The organism is Jannaschia pagri (assembly GCF_019655435.1).
Classification (GTDB): Bacteria; Pseudomonadota; Alphaproteobacteria; order Rhodobacterales; family Rhodobacteraceae; genus Jannaschia; species Jannaschia pagri.
The window spans coordinates 69,878-85,275 of the sequence record NZ_BPFH01000007.1; the positions used below are offsets into that span (position 1 = coordinate 69,878).

Here is a 15,398-nt window from a genome sequence, read left to right on the forward strand (position 1 = left end):
TCCGTTGGGCGGGGGTTATCCCGCCGTCGCCCCTTGCGTGCGGGGGTCGCGCGTGGCTGATCCCTGTCTGTTCTGTGCCGTCAGCAACGATGGCCCACCGCATGTCGGAACATCCGCTTTCTCACTGACGGCGCTGCGAAAATAGCCGGTGGCGGGCTCTACCGTCAGGCTAGCGATGACCGAGCACTCTCGCGCATTTGGTTGGTGCAATTCCATGCCCATGCGACGGGTGCGGTCGTCGGACCGGAGCGTCACCGCCGTCCAGGCGCCCGTTGCCACGGCACGGTCGCGCATGTCGCCATAGGCATCCCGAAGCAATTCCATCTGCGCTGCCGTCAGGCCGGGGCCGCCGCGCCTCGGGATGATCTCGCAGATGGTCCGCGTCCCGGGCCGGGTTTTCATCTCGATCACCCGGAGTTCCAGGGATCCGCCCGGTCGCCCCCAGACACCCCTCGGGGCCGTTGTTCCGACCCGGGCGACGCCCTGGCCGATGTACCGTCGGGTGCCATCGGTGAGACGGCGATTGTAGGTCAACGTGGGCGCCCGCTCCTCCAAGCCGGATAGGTCGATGGCAGAGGCCCCCGCCACGGCTTGGCCGCATCGCGCTTGCAGATCGCGCCACTCCGTCAGCATATCCGCCGAGGCCGGTGACGAAACTGTGGCGAGCGCCGCGAGGCCAACAAGGGCTGGGGCCAGGCCCCTACGCCGCCAAGGCGACCTGGCGGCGGCCCGACGACGACCCCCACCAGTGGTCGCAAAGGCGCGGGAGCGAGATGACAGGATCACTCCGCCGCCTCCAGGACCTTACCGAGCGTCGGAACGACCTCCGCATCAACCATCTGCAAGGTCGCGCGGATGGCGCCCTTGCGGCCGTCCTCGTAGGTGACCTCGGTTTCCGTGTAGACCTCGTCCGAGCCATCATAGAGACCCGCAATCAGATCGGCATATTTCGCCTCAATCGTGCGGCGCTTGACCTTCTGGGTGCGCGTCATCTCCTCGTCGTCGGCATCCAACTGCTTGTGCAGCACGAGGAAGCGGTGGATCTGGCAACCGGACAGCATCTCATCCTCGGCCACGGATTTGTTGACCGCGGCGACGTGGCTGCGCATCGTCTCGATCACGCGGGGATGGCCCGCCAATTCCTGGTAGGAGGCATAGGCGATGTTGTTCCGCTCCGCCCAGTTGCCGACTGCAGTCAGGTCGATGTTGAGGAAGGCCACGCAGCGGTCCTTGCCAGCGCCGAAGACCACGGCTTCATAGATTTCGGGGAAGAACTTCAGTTTGTTCTCGACAAATTTCGGCGCAAACAGTGCGCCGTCGGCCATTTTCCCTACGTCCTTGGCACGGTCGATGATGCGTAGGTGGCCCGTCGCCTCTTCGATGAATCCCGCGTCACCGGTTGCGACCCAGCCCTCGGGGTCCTTGGTCGAGGCGGTCGATTCCGGGTTGTTGTAATATTCCTGGAAGGTGCCGGGCGAACGATAGAAGACCTCGCCCGATGGGGCGATCTTCAACTCCACCCCAGGGGTTGGCGTGCCCACGGTGTCGGAGCGGACCTCATTGTCCTTTTGTTGGGTGATGAAGACCGAAGCCTCGGTCTGGCCATATAGCTGTTTCAGGTTGATCCCGATGGAGCGGTAGAAATCGAACAGCTCCGGGCCGATGGCCTCACCCGCCGTGTAGCCGACACGCACGCGGCTCAGCCCCAAGGTGTTCTTGAGCGGGCCGAAGACCAGCAGTTCGTTCAACTTGTAGCGAAGGCGGTCGCCGAGCCCCACGTCTTCGCCATCCAGAAGTTTTGGGCCGATCATCTTGGCATGGGCCATGGCGCTGTGGAACAGCTTCTTTTTGAAGGCTCCAGCGTCCTCCATACGGATCATGACGTTGGTCAGCTGGGTTTCGAAAACGCGGGGCGGGGCGAAGTAGTAGGTCGGCCCGATCTCGCGCAGGTCATGCATGATCGTATGTTCGCTTTCGGGGCAGTTCACGCAGAAGCCCGTGACCATGGCCTGACCGATGGAGAAGATGAAATCGCCCACCCAGGCCATCGGCAGATAGGCCAGGACTTCATCCGTCTGGCGCAGCCCGTCAAAGGTGGAGGAGGCCTTGGATGTCTCGACGATGTTGTCGTGGCTCAGCACGACGCCCTTGGGCCGCCCCGTGGTCCCCGACGTATAGAGCATCACACAGGTGGTGGCGCCCGTCTGTTGGGCGCGGCGCCGATCCAACTCGGCCCGGTCGGCACTGCGGCCCCGCTCCTGCAAGGCCTCCATCGACGACATGGCGGAATGGTCGTACTTCCGCAGGCCGCGCCCATCCAGGTAGACCACGTGGCGCAGACCTTCGATCTGATCCCGGACCTCCAGAACCTTGTCGACCTGCTCCTGATCGGCGGCGATCACGAATTTGGCGGCGCAATGGCCCAGGACATAGGCGATCTCTTCGCCGACCGCGTCCTGATAGAGGGGCACGGGGATGGCCCCCGCGCATTGGGCGGCCACCATGGCCATGTAGAGTTGCGGACGGTTGCGACCGATGACGGCGATATGTTCCCCGATTTCGATCCCCTCGGCGATCAGGCCGAGCGCCAGCTCTTCGATGTCCGCCTTGGCCCGCGCCCAGGTCCATTCCTGCCAGATCCCGAATTCCTTCTCGCGGTAGGCCGCTGATCCGGCAAAGGCCGTCGCATTCCGGTCCAGGAATTGCGGGATCGTCCGCAAGGCGGTGTCGGTCATGGTATCCTCCCCTCGGGCTGTCCCTCCCCGGACGGGCCCGCTCGGTCGGCACCGTGGCGGGTGACTCTTGCAAAGGTATTTCCGAAATCTTTCGAATTGTAACAGGTCGGGTGTGCCTGCCTTTCGTGGCTAGGCCGGCACCCTTGGGGTGTCACAGTCAGCCTTGGGGGCAAAGACGACTGGCCAATGTGCGACCCCAACGACCGACATGCGGCGGTGGCAAAACGTCCTGAGCCTACCGCCGCGGCGGCGTTCCGGGGTACTCAGGCAAGGCCTATCGCAATCGCGATGAAGGCCAGGGGGCTCACACCTCGAACGAGGGTTTCACCAGCACACGCAGGCCGTTTCCATCCCAACCGTTAGGGGGATCTTCGCGCCCAACCCTTGCGCAGGTCTACCCGCCCGCAGCCTGCACGTATCTGGTGCTCAATTCACCGCGCGCCCGTTTCCACTCGAAGACCTCTAGCCGTGGCGTCCAGTTATACCGGGTGTCGGCACGCACCGTCTTCCAGGTTAGAACGCCGCCTTGGCGCCAGGGGTCCAGGACCATCCCGTCATACATGCTTGCCCCTTGGGCGCTGACGATGACGGTGGAATGCTCCAGCCGGAAGTTGTCATAATTCGCGATGGCCCGGTGCAGGTCCAAAGTGCGGAACCCCTCGGCCTTGAGACGGGTCTCGATGTCCTCCGCCCAATGCCAGCAGAGCCCGCGAGGTCGCAGCCCCCGATTGACCTTCCAGTTGTGGAGCATCGCATTGTCCGTAATCCGGTACTCATGGCGCAACTGGGCCGTGTATTCATAGGCGATGCGCGCGGCGCGGGCGGCCTCAAGCGGGTCGATGTTGGACCCAAGCGCCTGAATGCCAGCCGTGAGTGACCGGATATCGGCCTCACGCTCGGCCAGGCGAGTTGCGCTGATTGCCGGGGGTGGGCCGCTCGCCGGGGGCACCGGGCCGCCGCAGGCCGCGATCAGGGCGAGGCACAGAACGGCGCAGATCTTGAGGGGTAGGCCCGGCATCTTCGGTCGTCTCTCCGATGGTGTCTTTGCGTGCTAGTCGGTTTCGCATCCCCTGAAAAGTCCACCCGCGCCCGCACGGGCGGGATCCCTCATCGCTCATTTGTCTGTGGCCCCTGACGGTCCAAGCAAGCGTAAGGCCAGGCTGCCCTTTGGGCCGCGCGACCACCCCGATGGACCGCCCCGCTGCCCCACGCCTTGCCCTTGCCCGCGCCGGTGGTACGCTCCGGCCCCAGGGGGAGTGATGGCGAAACAGGCAACACCAACGACGGCGCGGATGACCCAAGCGGGGTTGAACCTGATTGGGCAGGCTCTCTCGATTTATAACGCGGATCTGCGCCTGGCCGTCTGCAATCGCATGTTCGCGACGATGTTTGATCTGCCCGATCACCTGACCCGACCCGGTGTCCCCTTTGCCGATACGATCCGCCATTTGATTGCGCGCGGGGAATACGGCCCCGCGGATGACATCGACCGCATGGTGGCCGAGCGGGTGGCCCAGGCCCGCGCGTTCGAGCCCCATTACTTGGAGCGCACGCGCCCCAATGGGCAGGTGATTTCGGTCGAAGGGTCGCCATTGCCCGAAGGCGGTTGGGTCACCGTCTACACCGATATCACGGCCATCAAGACCCAGGAGCGTTTGCTCCGCGCTCGCTCCGAAGTGTTGTCAGACCAACTGTTTGTCCGCGCCGAGGAATTGGCCCAGGCCAACCGTCAATTGGCCGCCGCCAATGCCGCTCTGCGCACGGCCCAAGCCGATGCGACCGAGATGGCAGCCCGGATCCGCCTCACGACCGAGATGCTGCCAGCCCATATCGCGCGGCTCGATCGTGACCGGCGGTACAGTTTCTCCAACCGGCGGTTGGCGGCTGTCTTCCCAGGGGCCCAGGCGGATATCGTCGGCCTGACCATGGAGGAGGCACTGGGCAGCGGGCCCTATGCCACGATTGCCCCCCACCTGGATGCGGCCCTCGGTGGCGACGCCCCGGTCTTTGAGATGACCCATGATCCCACGGGGCGGCGTATCCGGGTCTCCTTCACGCCCGAACTCGCCTCGGACGGCGATGTGATCGGGGTCTATGCCCTGTCCATGGATGTCACCGAAGAGGCGCAGGCCCGCGCCGCCGTGGCCCAGGCGGCGGGGCGCCAAGTGGCGGCCCAACTCACGTCCGGCATGGCCCATGACTTCGGCAACCTGCTCACAGTGATCTTGGGGCTACGCGATAAGCTTGGCTCAATGGACCTGCCGCCCCCCGCGCGGGAGGCCGTCGAGGCCATCGGCGTCGCCGCCACCCGGGGCGGTATGTTGATCGAACAGATCTCGGGCCTGTCTGGGCCACGCGATCTGCAACCCCGTGCTGTGGACCTGCGGGCGCTTTGGTCCGAACTGTCGGTCCTGGCGGGGGCGTCGCTGCCCCGGGCGGTCACGCTCGACACGCGGGTCCATGGCTTGGATGAGCCGGTGCTGTTGGACCCGGACGCGCTGCGCGATGCGGTCCTGAACTTGATCCTGAATGCGCGCGATGCCATCGGCCCACGCCCCGGCACCATCACGCTCAGCGCGCGGCCCCATCGGGACACCTGGCTAGAGGTAACCGTCCGGGACACTGGGCCAGGCTTTTCCGAAGACGCCTTGGCACGGGGGGCGGAGCCCTTCTTTACCGAGAAGGGAGAGGACGGCACCGGCCTGGGTCTGAGCATGGTCTATGATGTCGTCAAACTGGCCGGGGGGCGGACGCAGCTGTCGAATGCGCGCGACGGTGCTCAGGTGACCCTGCGCTTGCCCCTGCGGGTGCCGCCACCAGGTTTGCCGCCGACCCTCGTACTCGTGGTCGAGGACGCCGCCCATATCCGAGAGGCCGTGCGCGACCGGCTGCTGGCGGCTGGGCATACGGTGCTGGAGGCGGGCAGCGTGACTGAGGCGCGCGGCCTTCTGGACATCGAGGGGATCGGCCTCGTCCTGTCGGACATCATGTTGCGCAGCGCCGAGACGGGCCTGGACCTGGCCCGAGATGCGGAGGCGCGGGGGTTGCCGGTGGCGGTCATGACGTCTCTGCCAGCCGATGCGCCGCTTTACCGTGAGGCAGCCGCCCATTGGCCCGTGGTGCGCAAACCCTTTTCGGTCGAAAAGCTGTCGGCGGTCTTGGCATGAGCGCGACCATCGCGATCCTGGATGACGACCCCGCCATCCGGTCGATCTTGACCGATGCTTTGACCGACGCCGGGATGCAGGTCACGGCCCATGCCCGAGCGGATGCCTTCGAGGCGCAGGTGCGCCGCGCCATGCCGGACCTCTGTCTCGTGGATCTTGGGCTGCCGGACAGGGACGGTTTGGCGGTCGTGTCCCGTCTCGCCCTAGAGGGGGGCGCAGCCATCATCATCATCTCTGGCCGTGGACAGGTGCAGGACCGGATCACCGGGTTGGAGCTTGGGGCCGACGATTACGTGGTCAAACCCTTTGAGCCCGCCGAAATCGTAGCGCGCGTCCGGGCCCGCCTGCGCAAGGCCGCGCCGCCCAGCCAATCGCGCGCGACCTTTGGGGAGTGGTCCGTGGACTTCGACCGCTACGTCCTGAGCGGCCCGCCGGGGGACGTCAGTTTCAGCCAGGCCGAAGGAGAGGTGCTGCGCTTGTTTCTCGACCGTCCGCGGCGGCTGATCTCTCGCGCGGATATGCAGGAGGCCTTGGGCGGCGCGGCCTCGGAGGCGTTCGACCGGGCCATCGACGTCCGCATCTCGCGCCTGCGGGCCAAGCTGGGCGAGGATCCAAAGAACCCCGCGTTGATCAAGACGATATATGGCGCCGGGTATCTCTTCTTAGGGGATGTGCACTGGCAGGGGTGAGGTGCCGAAGGGGCGACATCTGCGCCCCATCTGCGGTTACGGTCACCAGCGTGTCGTCCGGCACCGCAACCCAGTTGGCCGGGCACCCGTCCAGAGGTTCTGAGGCCAGGGCACGACCGCCGTGGTCCAACACCCCGCGCGACAGATAGAGCGTCGGCGTGCGCCCATCGCTGGCGTGTCGAACCCCGAGCAAACGGGCGCCATCGGACAGAAGACACGTGATCCGCGTGGGTTGCCGGGCCGGGCCGGTCACATCTTGAACCTGTGCCAGAGTCGCGGTGATGGCCGCCTCGGCGTCGTCGTCCAACCCGTTGGCCAACAGCATGAGGAACAGCAGTTCGCTATCCGCAGACCCCTGCCGCAGGGCATAGGCCCAATCGGGAAGGGTCGCCTCCAAAGCGCGACGGTGGTGACCAAAGTCTCCGATCTGGCCGTTGTGGGCGAACGACCACCGGCCATGGGTGAACGGATGGCAATTGGCGCGGCTTGTCCCGCCCGTGGTCCCCGCTCGTACATGGGCCAGGAACAGTTCTGAGCGAAGGACGCGGCACAGGCTGGCCAGATTGGCGTCTGACCAAGCCGGTTGCACATCGCGGTAGAGGCCCGGCTCGGGCGTCTCTGGCACGTACCACGCCATGCCGAAGCCATCGCCGTTGACGGCCAGTTTGGCCTCATCGGCGTGCTGCGATTGCTGCAGGAGGGAATGGCGCGGGCGGGTGACGATCCGCTCCAGTGGGATGGATGGGCCAACATAGCCCACAAGGCGACACATGGATCAGTGCCGATTGTGGATGCGGGCATAGAGGGTCTTCACCTTGCGGCTGGCCGTCGTTTCACAGAGCGGCGGCACAAAGGCATGCACCAGCGCCGCGCCGCCGGCCAGGAACAAAGCCGCCGCAAACCCCAACGCAAAGCGCATGTGGCCGAAGTAGGTTTCATCCACCGAAGCCGGATGATCGCGAAAGGCACGCAGAAAGGTGTCGATTTGGGACATGGGAGCTCCGATCCGTGGGTGAGGTTCCGACAGTTTGCCCCGTCCAGACGGGCGTTTGGTCCCAAAAGAGGATGGCGGTTACTCATATTTTGGGATAAATGCCCAGCGTAGATGGTTGATATAGACGAAACAGATCGCCGCATCCTGCGTGTGCTGCAAAAAGATACCACGCTGAGCCTCGATGCCCTTGCCGACATGGTGGCGCTGTCGCGAAACGCCTGTTGGCGCCGCGTGCGGCGAATGGAAGAAGCGGGCATTATCACGGCCCGTGTCGCCCATCTGAACGCAAGCGCCCTTGGTCTTGGACTGACCGTGTTCGTGATGATCCGCGCGGGCGCCCATGATCCCGATTGGCTGTCGCGCTTCCAGGCGGCCATCGCGGCCATGCCCGAAATCCAGGGCGCGCACCGGATGACAGGGGATCTGGATTATGTGCTGCGCGTCCGGGTGGAGGACGTGGCGGGCTATGACCGGTTCTACAAGGCGCTGATCGCGCGGGTGCCTGTGGCCGATGTCTCGGCCAGTTTCGTGATGGAGGATATCAAGGACACGACCGAGTTGCCCATCTGACGGTCCGGCCCCCTCACGTCAGTCGCGCGGCGGCATCCGCCAGGATACGCAAGCAAGTCACCAGGTCGTCCTCTGCCGTGTCCTCGGCGAAGTCATGGCTGATCCCCCCGATGGAGGGCGCGAACAGCATTCCAACGGGAAGGACGCGCGCGACGTTTGTGGCATCATGGAGCGCGCCAGACGGCATATGCCGCCACCGGCCCGGCGCGTGGACCGCGGCGGCTTCTGCCAGGGTTTCGCGCAGTCTCTGGTCCATGGTCGTAGGCGGCAGGCCGGCGGTGTCCGATACGTCCAGGGTCAGCCCCGTCGCCGCCGCCACATGGGCCAGGGCGCCACGAATGGCCCTTTCCATACGGTCCAAGCGATCCCTGTCGCCGTCGCGCCATTGCACCGAGAACCGCACCCGACCGGGTACAACGGAAGGCGCGTTGGGGTGCAGGGTAACATGGCCAATCGTCCAGACACTTTCCGGTGTGACGACATTGCGGAGGTGATCGGCAATGGCGATTTGCGCTTGGGCCAGCCCTGCCAGCGCATCTCGCCGGAGGCGCATGGGCGTGGTGCCTGCGTGGTTTTGCTGCCCGGTTAGGGTGACCGTCACCTGGCGCAGCCCCACGATGGCGGTGACAACGCCCGCTGTGTCCTGGGTCGTGTCCAGGACCGGGCCCTGTTCGATATGCGCCTCCAGATAGGCAGTGAACCGCGCGGGGTCCGGAAAATCCCCGGTAGGGGGCAGGGCCTGTGGTGCCGTGCCAAATCGTATCCCGTCCAGATCCTCCAGGGCGTCCGCCGCCTCCAGGGTGGTGGCCCCAGACCAGATCTCGGATCCGGTCGTTGCGCCGAACCGCCCTTCCTCGTCCTGAAAGCTGACGACCGAGACGCCGGGCGTGACCCGCGCCACTTCTAGCCCGGCGACCACGCCAAGGGCCCCGTCCAGCCAACCGCCCTCTGGCTGCGTATCGGTATGTGACCCGATCAGCAGCGGCCCGCCCAGCCCCCAGACGTTGCCAGCGGGGTCGATGTGCGGCTCCAATCCGGCCTCTGAAAAGCGGCCGGCCAGCCACCGGCGGGCGCGCACATCGTCTGGATCGAAGGCGCGACGCACAACGCCCGAGCCACTGGCCCCGATGGCGCGCAGGGCGTGCAGGTCGGCAAGGAAGCGGTCGGGATCGAGCGGGTCGGGTAACACTTTGGTCCTCTTCCGCATGAAAGGTCGGTGTCTGTGGTGGCGAGTATTCTCCCTGTTCCGGCCAAGGGTCAAACCACCCAACACTGGCGTCTAAGCACACCGCGCAGCGATGATCCGGCGCCACGGTCCCATTCGCGGCTATGATCCACTGTCGCCCGGCCCGGCGGACCTTTTATCGGCGGCGCACACCGATCATATCCTACGCCTCGACCTCTCGGCCCACCTAGTGCCCCACGAGTTTCAAACGGCCCGCCGCCTATTGTGGTGGCGTGACGGTGGCGACGGGATCCGGCACCTCCTCCTTCTGGCGCGGTGAACAGGCGGGGCGATACCGGAGGGTTTTGGCCTCTCGCTGGACTTTGTTCTCCATGTATCGGGCGGGCGACCCGTGGCCTGGCACCGGACCCCCGCCACCCTGCGTCTAGACATCCGGGTGACGCCGCCGTCCCAGTGGTTGGATCTGACATCGCTTCGGGGCGCGGCACACCTTCGCAAGGGATGCGCCCTTGTCCTTCCCCGCGCTGTGAAACAGGCACTGGCCTTTCTTGACCCGATCCAAAGCGTAGCAGACCCGACCGACAGGTTTCTATGGGCCGAACGGCACTCGGCGGCCAAGCGATCCTGCGTCGAGCCGCAGCACGATCTCGCCAAGGCTGTCGTCACGGCCCGACTCGGCAATGCCAGCCAGGGAGCGGCGCAACTGGCCGCCTGGGTCGCCCAGCACCAGACCCTCGACCCAGCTGCCATCCGCAAACTGGAAACCCACCTGAGGACGGCCGCCTATCCCCATCACGGGTCCTAAAATACTCATAGGGCAACGCGCATCCCAGGCGCCCCCTTGACCGAGGGTCTGCACCTGTCGGACCGACCGCAATCGAACGTCTGCGCCCCCGTCAGACTTCCTCGACCATGGCCACCCCAGGCAGCGACCGCAAAGCCCCCTTGATCTGGGGGTTCACGGGATAGGTGTCGGGCAACAGCATCTCCACCTCGCCAGGCAGATCCTCGCCCAATAAACATAGGTGAATGGGGCCGCGCCCGCGCGTGCTGCTCTCGGTCGAGACGCGGGTCAGCAGGCTCGACAAGTTGGGCAGGGCGTCGGGCCGTTCGACAAAGATGCGCAGTCCGATCTGGGGGGCGGCTTCGACCGCGTCGTCCATGGGCGTGGCCGACCGGGCCAGCAGCTTCAACTGGTCCGCTTCCTGGGTGGCCTCCACCTGCAAAATCACGCGGCACCCCGGTTCCAAGTGTTGCCGAGACGTGTCCAGCGTGTCCGAGAATACCATCGTCTCATAGGCCCCCGTAGGATCGGAGACCTGTAGAAAGGCGAAGCGGTTGCCGCGCGCCGATTTCCGTTCCTGACGGGCGGCCACGATGCCCGCCATTTTGGCCACGCGCGGGCCGGCGGCTGTCATCTCCTGCACTTCCGCTAGGGTTTTCACGTCCTGGCGCTTGAGGCTGGGCATGTAGTCATCGAGGGGGTGGCCCGACAGATAGAAGCCGATGGCCTTGAATTCCTCGGACAGACGCTCTGCCGGGAGCCAGTCGTCGCGGTTGGTCAAACGGGGCTCTGGCAGGTCTTCGCCCGCCTCACCGAACAGGCTCACCTGGTTGGAGGCCCGTTGTTCGTGGATCGCCGCCGAATAGCCGACCAAGGCGTCCAACGCGTCCAGAACACGCGCGCGATTGCTGTCCAGCGCGTCGAAGGCCCCGGCGCGGGCCAGCATTTCCAACGGGCGTTTGCCCACGCGCTTGAGGTCGACGCGGCGGGCAAAATCGAACAGCGTCGCAAAGGCGCGCCCGTCGCGCCCCGCCGCCAGCAACTCCATGGCGTCCACGCCCACGTTCTTCAACGCGCCCAGCCCGTAGATCAGCTTGCCGTCCCCGACCGTGAACCGCGCCTCCGACCGGTTGACGCAGGGCGGTACGATTTCCAGTCCCAGGCCGCCGCGCTCCTGAGGTTTGCGGACTTCCTCGGCGTAGACGGCCAGCTTGTCCGTTAGATGGATGTCAGAGTTCATGATCCCGGCCATGAACTCCACCGGGTGGTTCGCCTTGAGCCAGGCCGTCTGATAGCTGACAACCGCGTAGGCCGCCGCGTGGGATTTGTTGAAGCCGTAGTTGGCGAATTTATCCAGCAGGGCCCAGACTTCGTCCGCTTTCTTTGCGTCCACCCCATTCTTGGCCGAGCCTTCCAGGAAGATCGGCTTCTGCGCGTCCATCTCGGCCTGGATCTTTTTGCCCATGGCGCGGCGCAGCAGGTCCGCGCCGCCCAGGGAATAGCCCGCCATTTCCTGGGCGATCTGCATCACCTGTTCCTGGTAGACGATGATGCCCTGGGTCTCGTCCAGGATATGGTCGATGGAGGGGTGCAGCGTGTCGCGCGCCGACAAGCCGTTTTTGACCTCGCAGTATTTCGGAATGTTCTCCATCGGCCCTGGTCGATACAGCGCCACCAGCGCCACGATATCCTCGATGCAAGTGGGCTTCATCCGGCGCAGGGCGTCCATCATGCCGGTGGATTCCACCTGGAACACCGCCACCGTGCGCGCCGCTGAGTAGAGGTCGTAACTCGCCTTGTCGTCCAGCGGGATGGCGTTGATGTCGTTCACCGTGCCTGCCGCAGGCTCATAGAGCTGTCGCCCGTCGGCGGACATATGGATGTCGCGTCCCTGGGCTCGGATCAATTCGACCGCGTTCTGGACCTGGGTCAGGGTCTTCAGCCCGAGGAAGTCAAATTTCACCAGCCCCGCCTTCTCCACCCACTTCATGTTGAACTGGGTCGCGGGCATGTCGGAGCGTGGGTCTTTGTACAGGGGCACCAGCCGGTCCAGCGGTCGGTCCCCGATCACGACACCCGCCGCGTGGGTCGAGGCGTTGCGCAGCAGCCCCTCCAGCTTTTCCGCGTAATCGAGCAGGCGTTTCACCGGGTTGGTGCGCCCTTCGCGGCGGTCTTGCTCGGTCTCTCGGGCCTCCTCCCTGAGGCGGGGTTCCTCGGCCAGGGCCTTGGTGATCGAGACCGGTTTGACCCCTTCCACTGGGATCATCTTCGACAGTTGGTCACATTGGCCGTAGGGCATCCCCAGGACCCGCCCCACGTCGCGGACGGCGGCCTTGGACAGAAGCGCCCCGAAGGTGATGATCTGGCCCACCTTGTCGCGGCCATATTTCTCTTGGACGTAACGGATGACCTCCTCACGCCGGTCCATGCAGAAGTCGATGTCGAAGTCAGGCATCGACACCCGCTCCGGGTTTAAGAACCGCTCGAACAGCAGGGCATAACGTAGCGGATCCAAGTCTGTGATGGTCAGCGCGTAGGCCACAAGCGAGCCTGCGCCAGACCCCCGACCAGGCCCGACCGGAATGTCATGATCCTTGGCCCATTTGATGAAGTCGGCCACGATCAAGAAGTAGCCGGGGAAGCCCATGCCCTCGATAATCCCCAATTCATACTCGAGGCGTTTTTCGTAGTCCTCCACCGGGGCGGCATGGGGAATGACTGCTAGCCGCGCTTTCAGACCCTCCTGGGACTGGCGGCGCAATTCCGCGACCTCGTCGTCGGCGAACTTGGGCAAGATCGGGTCGCGACCATAGGTCTTGAAGGCGCAACGCTGGGCGATCTCGAGGGTGTTGTCCAGGGCCTCAGGCAGGTCCGCGAACAGAGCAGCCATCTCAGCCGCTGATTTGAACCGGTGTTCCGGCGTCAGGCGGCGGCGCGCGGCCTGTTGGTCCACGTAGGCGCCGTCGGCAATGCACAACAGGGCGTCATGGGCCTCGTGCATCTCAGCCTTGGGGAAGTAAACGTCATTTGTGGCGACCAGGGGCAGGCCTTTGGCATAGGCGGCCTCGACGTGGAATTGCTCCGTCGGCTCCGGCAGGCGGTGGCGTTGCAGTTCCACATAGAGGCGGTCGCCGTAGATTGTCCGTAGCCGGTCTAAAAGGGCCTCCGCCTTCGGGATCTGTCCCGCCGTCACAAATCGCCCCAGCGGCCCGTCAGGCCCCCCTGTCAAACAGATCAGGCCCGCCGAGAACTCCGCCAGTTCCTCAACCGTGACCTGGGGCAGCATATCGGGACGTTCCAGATAGAGGCACGAGTTGAGCCGCATCAGGTTCTCGTATCCGCCCTCATCCTTAGCCAGCAGGACGATGGGCGCCGGGTCGCGTGGGCGTTCCCCAGGGGCGGCCGGGTCATACATCAGATCGATTTGGCAGCCCATGATCGGCTGCACACCCTTGCCCGACAGACCCGTCGCCGCCTCGAGCGCAGCAAACATGTTGTTGGTGTCCGTCACCGCCACGGCGGGCATCCCGGCCCCGGCCACCAGATCCGGCAGTTTCTTGAGGCGAACGGCCCCCTCCAACAACGAATATTCGGTGTGCAGGCGCAGGTGTATGAATCGATGCTCGGACATGGGCCAGATGTAGACCCGAGAGGCGGTCGCAGGAAGTGGTGGAATAGTTAGCCATAAAGAAAACTATCTTGACCGTCGTGCAGGTCATCCTTTACTTAGCCATATGGATAACCATCAACTCGACGCCCTGTTCGCGGCTCTGGCGGACCCGACCCGCCGCGCCATCGTCGCGCGTCTGACCGAGGGCGAGGTCACCGTCTCCGACTTGGCCGATCCCCACGATATGGCGCTGCCCAGCTTTCTAAAGCACCTGACACGATTGGAGGCGGCGGGCCTTATCCAGACGCGCAAGCAAGGGCGCACGCGCATCTGTACGCTGCACCCGGAGGCCTTGTCGGAGGCCACGACCTGGATCGACCGTCAACGGACCGCGTGGGAGGGGCGCCTGAACCGCCTAGAGGCGCTGCTGTCCCAACCGGACACGCCCGACACTTGACCTGTAGGAGACCGCCATGCCCGACACCGACCCAAAGACCCTGGTCTTTTCCCGCCTGCTCCCGGCCTCGCCCCAACGGACCTATGACGCCCTGATCGATCCCGCCGCGCGTCAAATCTGGGGTCCACCCGATGCCGACAGCGTGGTGTTGATCGATGGGGATCAACCCGTGGTCGAAGGCGGGCGCGAGACCTCGCGCTGCGGGCCCAAGGACAACCCCTATGTGACCGTGCTCACGGATTGGATCATCCTCGCGCCCGGGTCCCGGCTCACCTATGCCGAGACGCTTGTTGCCGAAGGCGCGCCCCTGGGGGTCACCCTGGCGACCGCCGATTTGGAGCCCGACGCCAACGGGACGCGGCTCACGCTGACGTTGCAGATCGTCAGCTACGTCGGCTCGGAGATGCTTGCGGAATTCGAAGGCGGATGGACCCACGCGATTACAAACCTGGAGGTTTATGTGTCTGAGGGGCAAACGGGCTGAACGGGCGCACCCAAACCGGCATCGGTGCGCGAAGTCGCATCCGTTGGGCTTAATCTCAAGGACACGACTGCGTCGCTCGGTGGCTCAGATCGGTAGGATCGCGTTGCACAGGGCGTGGCGAGCGCCGGTCTTTGCGTGGGACACTTAAAGCAGCCCGAGCCACGGCCCCGAACGGTCGCGGATGGCGCCGGACCGGTCCCTCGTCAGGATATGTACGCTAAATGCGCATTCCGCCGAGGTTCGAGCGTCCCCCGCCCGTCAGCAGAACCGCGTTAAGACCTCCAGAACGCTGTGCTCACCTGCTGCCGTTTGCCAATCCACGGCGAGCCCTTAGTGTGTCACAACGAGCGGGCGTCTCCCCCTCACAATCGAAGGTACGCCGATGCTTCCGTGGATCCTCTTGCTTGTCGCAGGCTTGCTCGAAGTCGTCTGGGCCACGGCGCTCAAAGCCTCCGACGGTTTCCGCCATACGGGCTATGCGGCCCTGACCGTCGTTGCGGCTGCCGGAAGCTTCTGGTTGCTCGGCTTGGCCATGCGGCACCTTCCCCTTGGCACGGCCTATGCCGTCTGGGTCGGCATCGGCGCCGTCGGCGCGGTGATCTTTGGCATCATCTGGTTCGGCGATCCCGCGACATTTTTGCGCTTGTTGGCCATCGGGCTGATCTTGCTCGGCGTCGCGCTGCTGAAGGTCGCGGGCTAGGGGCTTGCAATTGCTGGGCGAC

Annotated in this window: 15 protein-coding genes; 8 read left to right on the forward strand and 7 right to left on the reverse strand. The window is 65.0% G+C overall.

Annotated elements, in window-relative coordinates; translation table 11 throughout:
• Positions 1-15 precede the first annotated feature (15 nt).
• The 3 genes from K5R33_RS16400 to K5R33_RS16410 form a co-directional block, all read right to left on the reverse strand.
• Entirely contained in the window at positions 16-786 is a 771-nt protein-coding gene (locus tag K5R33_RS16400) for a hypothetical protein (RefSeq protein WP_220750165.1), read from the reverse strand.
• Positions 783-2,735 carry an AMP-binding protein gene (locus tag K5R33_RS16405; RefSeq protein WP_220750166.1) on the reverse strand — a complete coding sequence of 651 codons (1,953 nt, stop codon included), beginning with the start codon at positions 2,733-2,735 and terminating at the stop codon, positions 783-785. Before K5R33_RS16405 ends, K5R33_RS16400 begins: the two co-directional genes overlap by 4 nt.
• A 394-nt stretch (positions 2,736-3,129) precedes the next feature.
• A complete protein-coding gene (locus tag K5R33_RS16410; RefSeq protein ID WP_220750167.1) occupies positions 3,130-3,753 on the reverse strand; it encodes a hypothetical protein in 624 nt (207 codons plus the stop codon).
• A 241-nt stretch (positions 3,754-3,994) separates the two neighbouring features.
• On the opposite strand from K5R33_RS16410, the gene K5R33_RS16415 reads away from it, so the two are divergent.
• Together K5R33_RS16415 and K5R33_RS16420 are read left to right on the forward strand one after the other, a co-directional pair.
• Positions 3,995-5,902, forward strand: a complete 1,908-nt coding sequence (locus tag K5R33_RS16415) for a hybrid sensor histidine kinase/response regulator (RefSeq protein ID WP_255576495.1) — start codon at positions 3,995-3,997, stop codon at positions 5,900-5,902.
• Positions 5,899-6,591: a response regulator transcription factor gene (locus tag K5R33_RS16420; RefSeq protein ID WP_220750168.1), complete on the forward strand. Its 693-nt coding sequence runs from the start codon at positions 5,899-5,901 to the stop codon at positions 6,589-6,591. The genes K5R33_RS16415 and K5R33_RS16420 overlap by 4 nt, the downstream gene beginning before the upstream one ends.
• On the opposite strand, the gene K5R33_RS16425 is transcribed toward K5R33_RS16420, so the two are convergent.
• The gene (locus K5R33_RS16425; RefSeq protein WP_220750169.1) at positions 6,533-7,363 is read right to left on the reverse strand and encodes a class II glutamine amidotransferase; all 831 of its coding nucleotides are present in this window, start codon (positions 7,361-7,363) and stop codon (positions 6,533-6,535) included. The genes K5R33_RS16420 and K5R33_RS16425 overlap by 59 nt on opposite strands.
• A 3-nt stretch (positions 7,364-7,366) precedes the next feature.
• A complete protein-coding gene (locus K5R33_RS16430) occupies positions 7,367-7,585 on the reverse strand; it encodes a DUF6356 family protein (protein ID WP_220750170.1) in 219 nt (72 codons plus the stop codon).
• Between the two features lie 111 nt (positions 7,586-7,696).
• Here K5R33_RS16430 and K5R33_RS16435 point away from each other — a divergent pair, with 111 nt between their 5' ends.
• Positions 7,697-8,155, forward strand: coding sequence for an Lrp/AsnC family transcriptional regulator (locus tag K5R33_RS16435; protein ID WP_220750171.1), 459 nt, complete (start codon positions 7,697-7,699; stop codon positions 8,153-8,155).
• Between the two features lie 13 nt (positions 8,156-8,168).
• On the opposite strand, the gene K5R33_RS16440 is transcribed toward K5R33_RS16435, so the two are convergent.
• Positions 8,169-9,344, reverse strand: coding sequence for a hydantoinase/carbamoylase family amidase (locus tag K5R33_RS16440; RefSeq protein ID WP_255588508.1), 1,176 nt, complete (start codon positions 9,342-9,344; stop codon positions 8,169-8,171).
• Between the two features lie 109 nt (positions 9,345-9,453).
• Between K5R33_RS16440 and K5R33_RS16445 the strand changes: the two genes are divergently transcribed.
• Positions 9,454-9,660, forward strand: a complete 207-nt coding sequence (locus K5R33_RS16445) for a hypothetical protein (RefSeq protein ID WP_220750173.1) — start codon at positions 9,454-9,456, stop codon at positions 9,658-9,660.
• A gap of 72 nt (positions 9,661-9,732) precedes the next feature.
• Entirely contained in the window at positions 9,733-10,146 is a 414-nt protein-coding gene (locus K5R33_RS16450; protein WP_220750174.1) for a hypothetical protein, read from the forward strand.
• A gap of 91 nt (positions 10,147-10,237) precedes the next feature.
• Here K5R33_RS16450 and dnaE read toward each other — a convergent pair whose 3' ends face one another.
• Complete coding sequence (gene dnaE / locus K5R33_RS16455) at positions 10,238-13,756, reverse strand: DNA polymerase III subunit alpha (protein ID WP_220750175.1); 3,519 nt, start codon at positions 13,754-13,756, stop codon at positions 10,238-10,240.
• Positions 13,757-13,859: 103 nt separating this feature from the next.
• On the opposite strand from dnaE, the gene K5R33_RS16460 reads away from it, so the two are divergent.
• The 3 genes from K5R33_RS16460 (at position 13,860) to K5R33_RS16470 (ending at position 15,376) form a co-directional block, all read left to right on the forward strand.
• Positions 13,860-14,192 carry an ArsR/SmtB family transcription factor gene (locus K5R33_RS16460; RefSeq protein ID WP_220750176.1) on the forward strand — a complete coding sequence of 111 codons (333 nt, stop codon included), beginning with the start codon at positions 13,860-13,862 and terminating at the stop codon, positions 14,190-14,192.
• Positions 14,193-14,208: 16 nt separating this feature from the next.
• Positions 14,209-14,676, forward strand: coding sequence for an SRPBCC family protein (locus K5R33_RS16465; RefSeq protein ID WP_220750177.1), 468 nt, complete (start codon positions 14,209-14,211; stop codon positions 14,674-14,676).
• A 382-nt stretch (positions 14,677-15,058) separates the two neighbouring features.
• The gene (locus tag K5R33_RS16470) at positions 15,059-15,376 is read left to right on the forward strand and encodes a DMT family transporter (RefSeq protein ID WP_220750178.1); all 318 of its coding nucleotides are present in this window, start codon (positions 15,059-15,061) and stop codon (positions 15,374-15,376) included.
• Positions 15,377-15,398: the final 22 nt, after the last annotated feature.

Coding starts and splice junctions, on each gene's coding strand:
- dnaE (WP_220750175.1), bottom strand. CDS start 13,756: ATGTCCGAGCATCGATTCATACACCTGCGCCTGCACACCGAATATTCG.
- K5R33_RS16420 (WP_220750168.1), top strand. CDS start 5,899: ATGAGCGCGACCATCGCGATCCTGGATGACGACCCCGCCATCCGGTCG.
- K5R33_RS16435 (WP_220750171.1), top strand. CDS start 7,697: ATGGTTGATATAGACGAAACAGATCGCCGCATCCTGCGTGTGCTGCAA.
- K5R33_RS16410 (WP_220750167.1), bottom strand. CDS start 3,753: ATGCCGGGCCTACCCCTCAAGATCTGCGCCGTTCTGTGCCTCGCCCTG.
- K5R33_RS16460 (WP_220750176.1), top strand. CDS start 13,860: ATGGATAACCATCAACTCGACGCCCTGTTCGCGGCTCTGGCGGACCCG.
- K5R33_RS16430 (WP_220750170.1), bottom strand. CDS start 7,585: ATGTCCCAAATCGACACCTTTCTGCGTGCCTTTCGCGATCATCCGGCT.
- K5R33_RS16405 (WP_220750166.1), bottom strand. CDS start 2,735: ATGACCGACACCGCCTTGCGGACGATCCCGCAATTCCTGGACCGGAAT.
- K5R33_RS16425 (WP_220750169.1), bottom strand. CDS start 7,363: ATGTGTCGCCTTGTGGGCTATGTTGGCCCATCCATCCCACTGGAGCGG.
- K5R33_RS16445 (WP_220750173.1), top strand. CDS start 9,454: ATGATCCGGCGCCACGGTCCCATTCGCGGCTATGATCCACTGTCGCCC.
- K5R33_RS16465 (WP_220750177.1), top strand. CDS start 14,209: ATGCCCGACACCGACCCAAAGACCCTGGTCTTTTCCCGCCTGCTCCCG.
- K5R33_RS16470 (WP_220750178.1), top strand. CDS start 15,059: ATGCTTCCGTGGATCCTCTTGCTTGTCGCAGGCTTGCTCGAAGTCGTC.
- K5R33_RS16415 (WP_255576495.1), top strand. CDS start 3,995: ATGGCGAAACAGGCAACACCAACGACGGCGCGGATGACCCAAGCGGGG.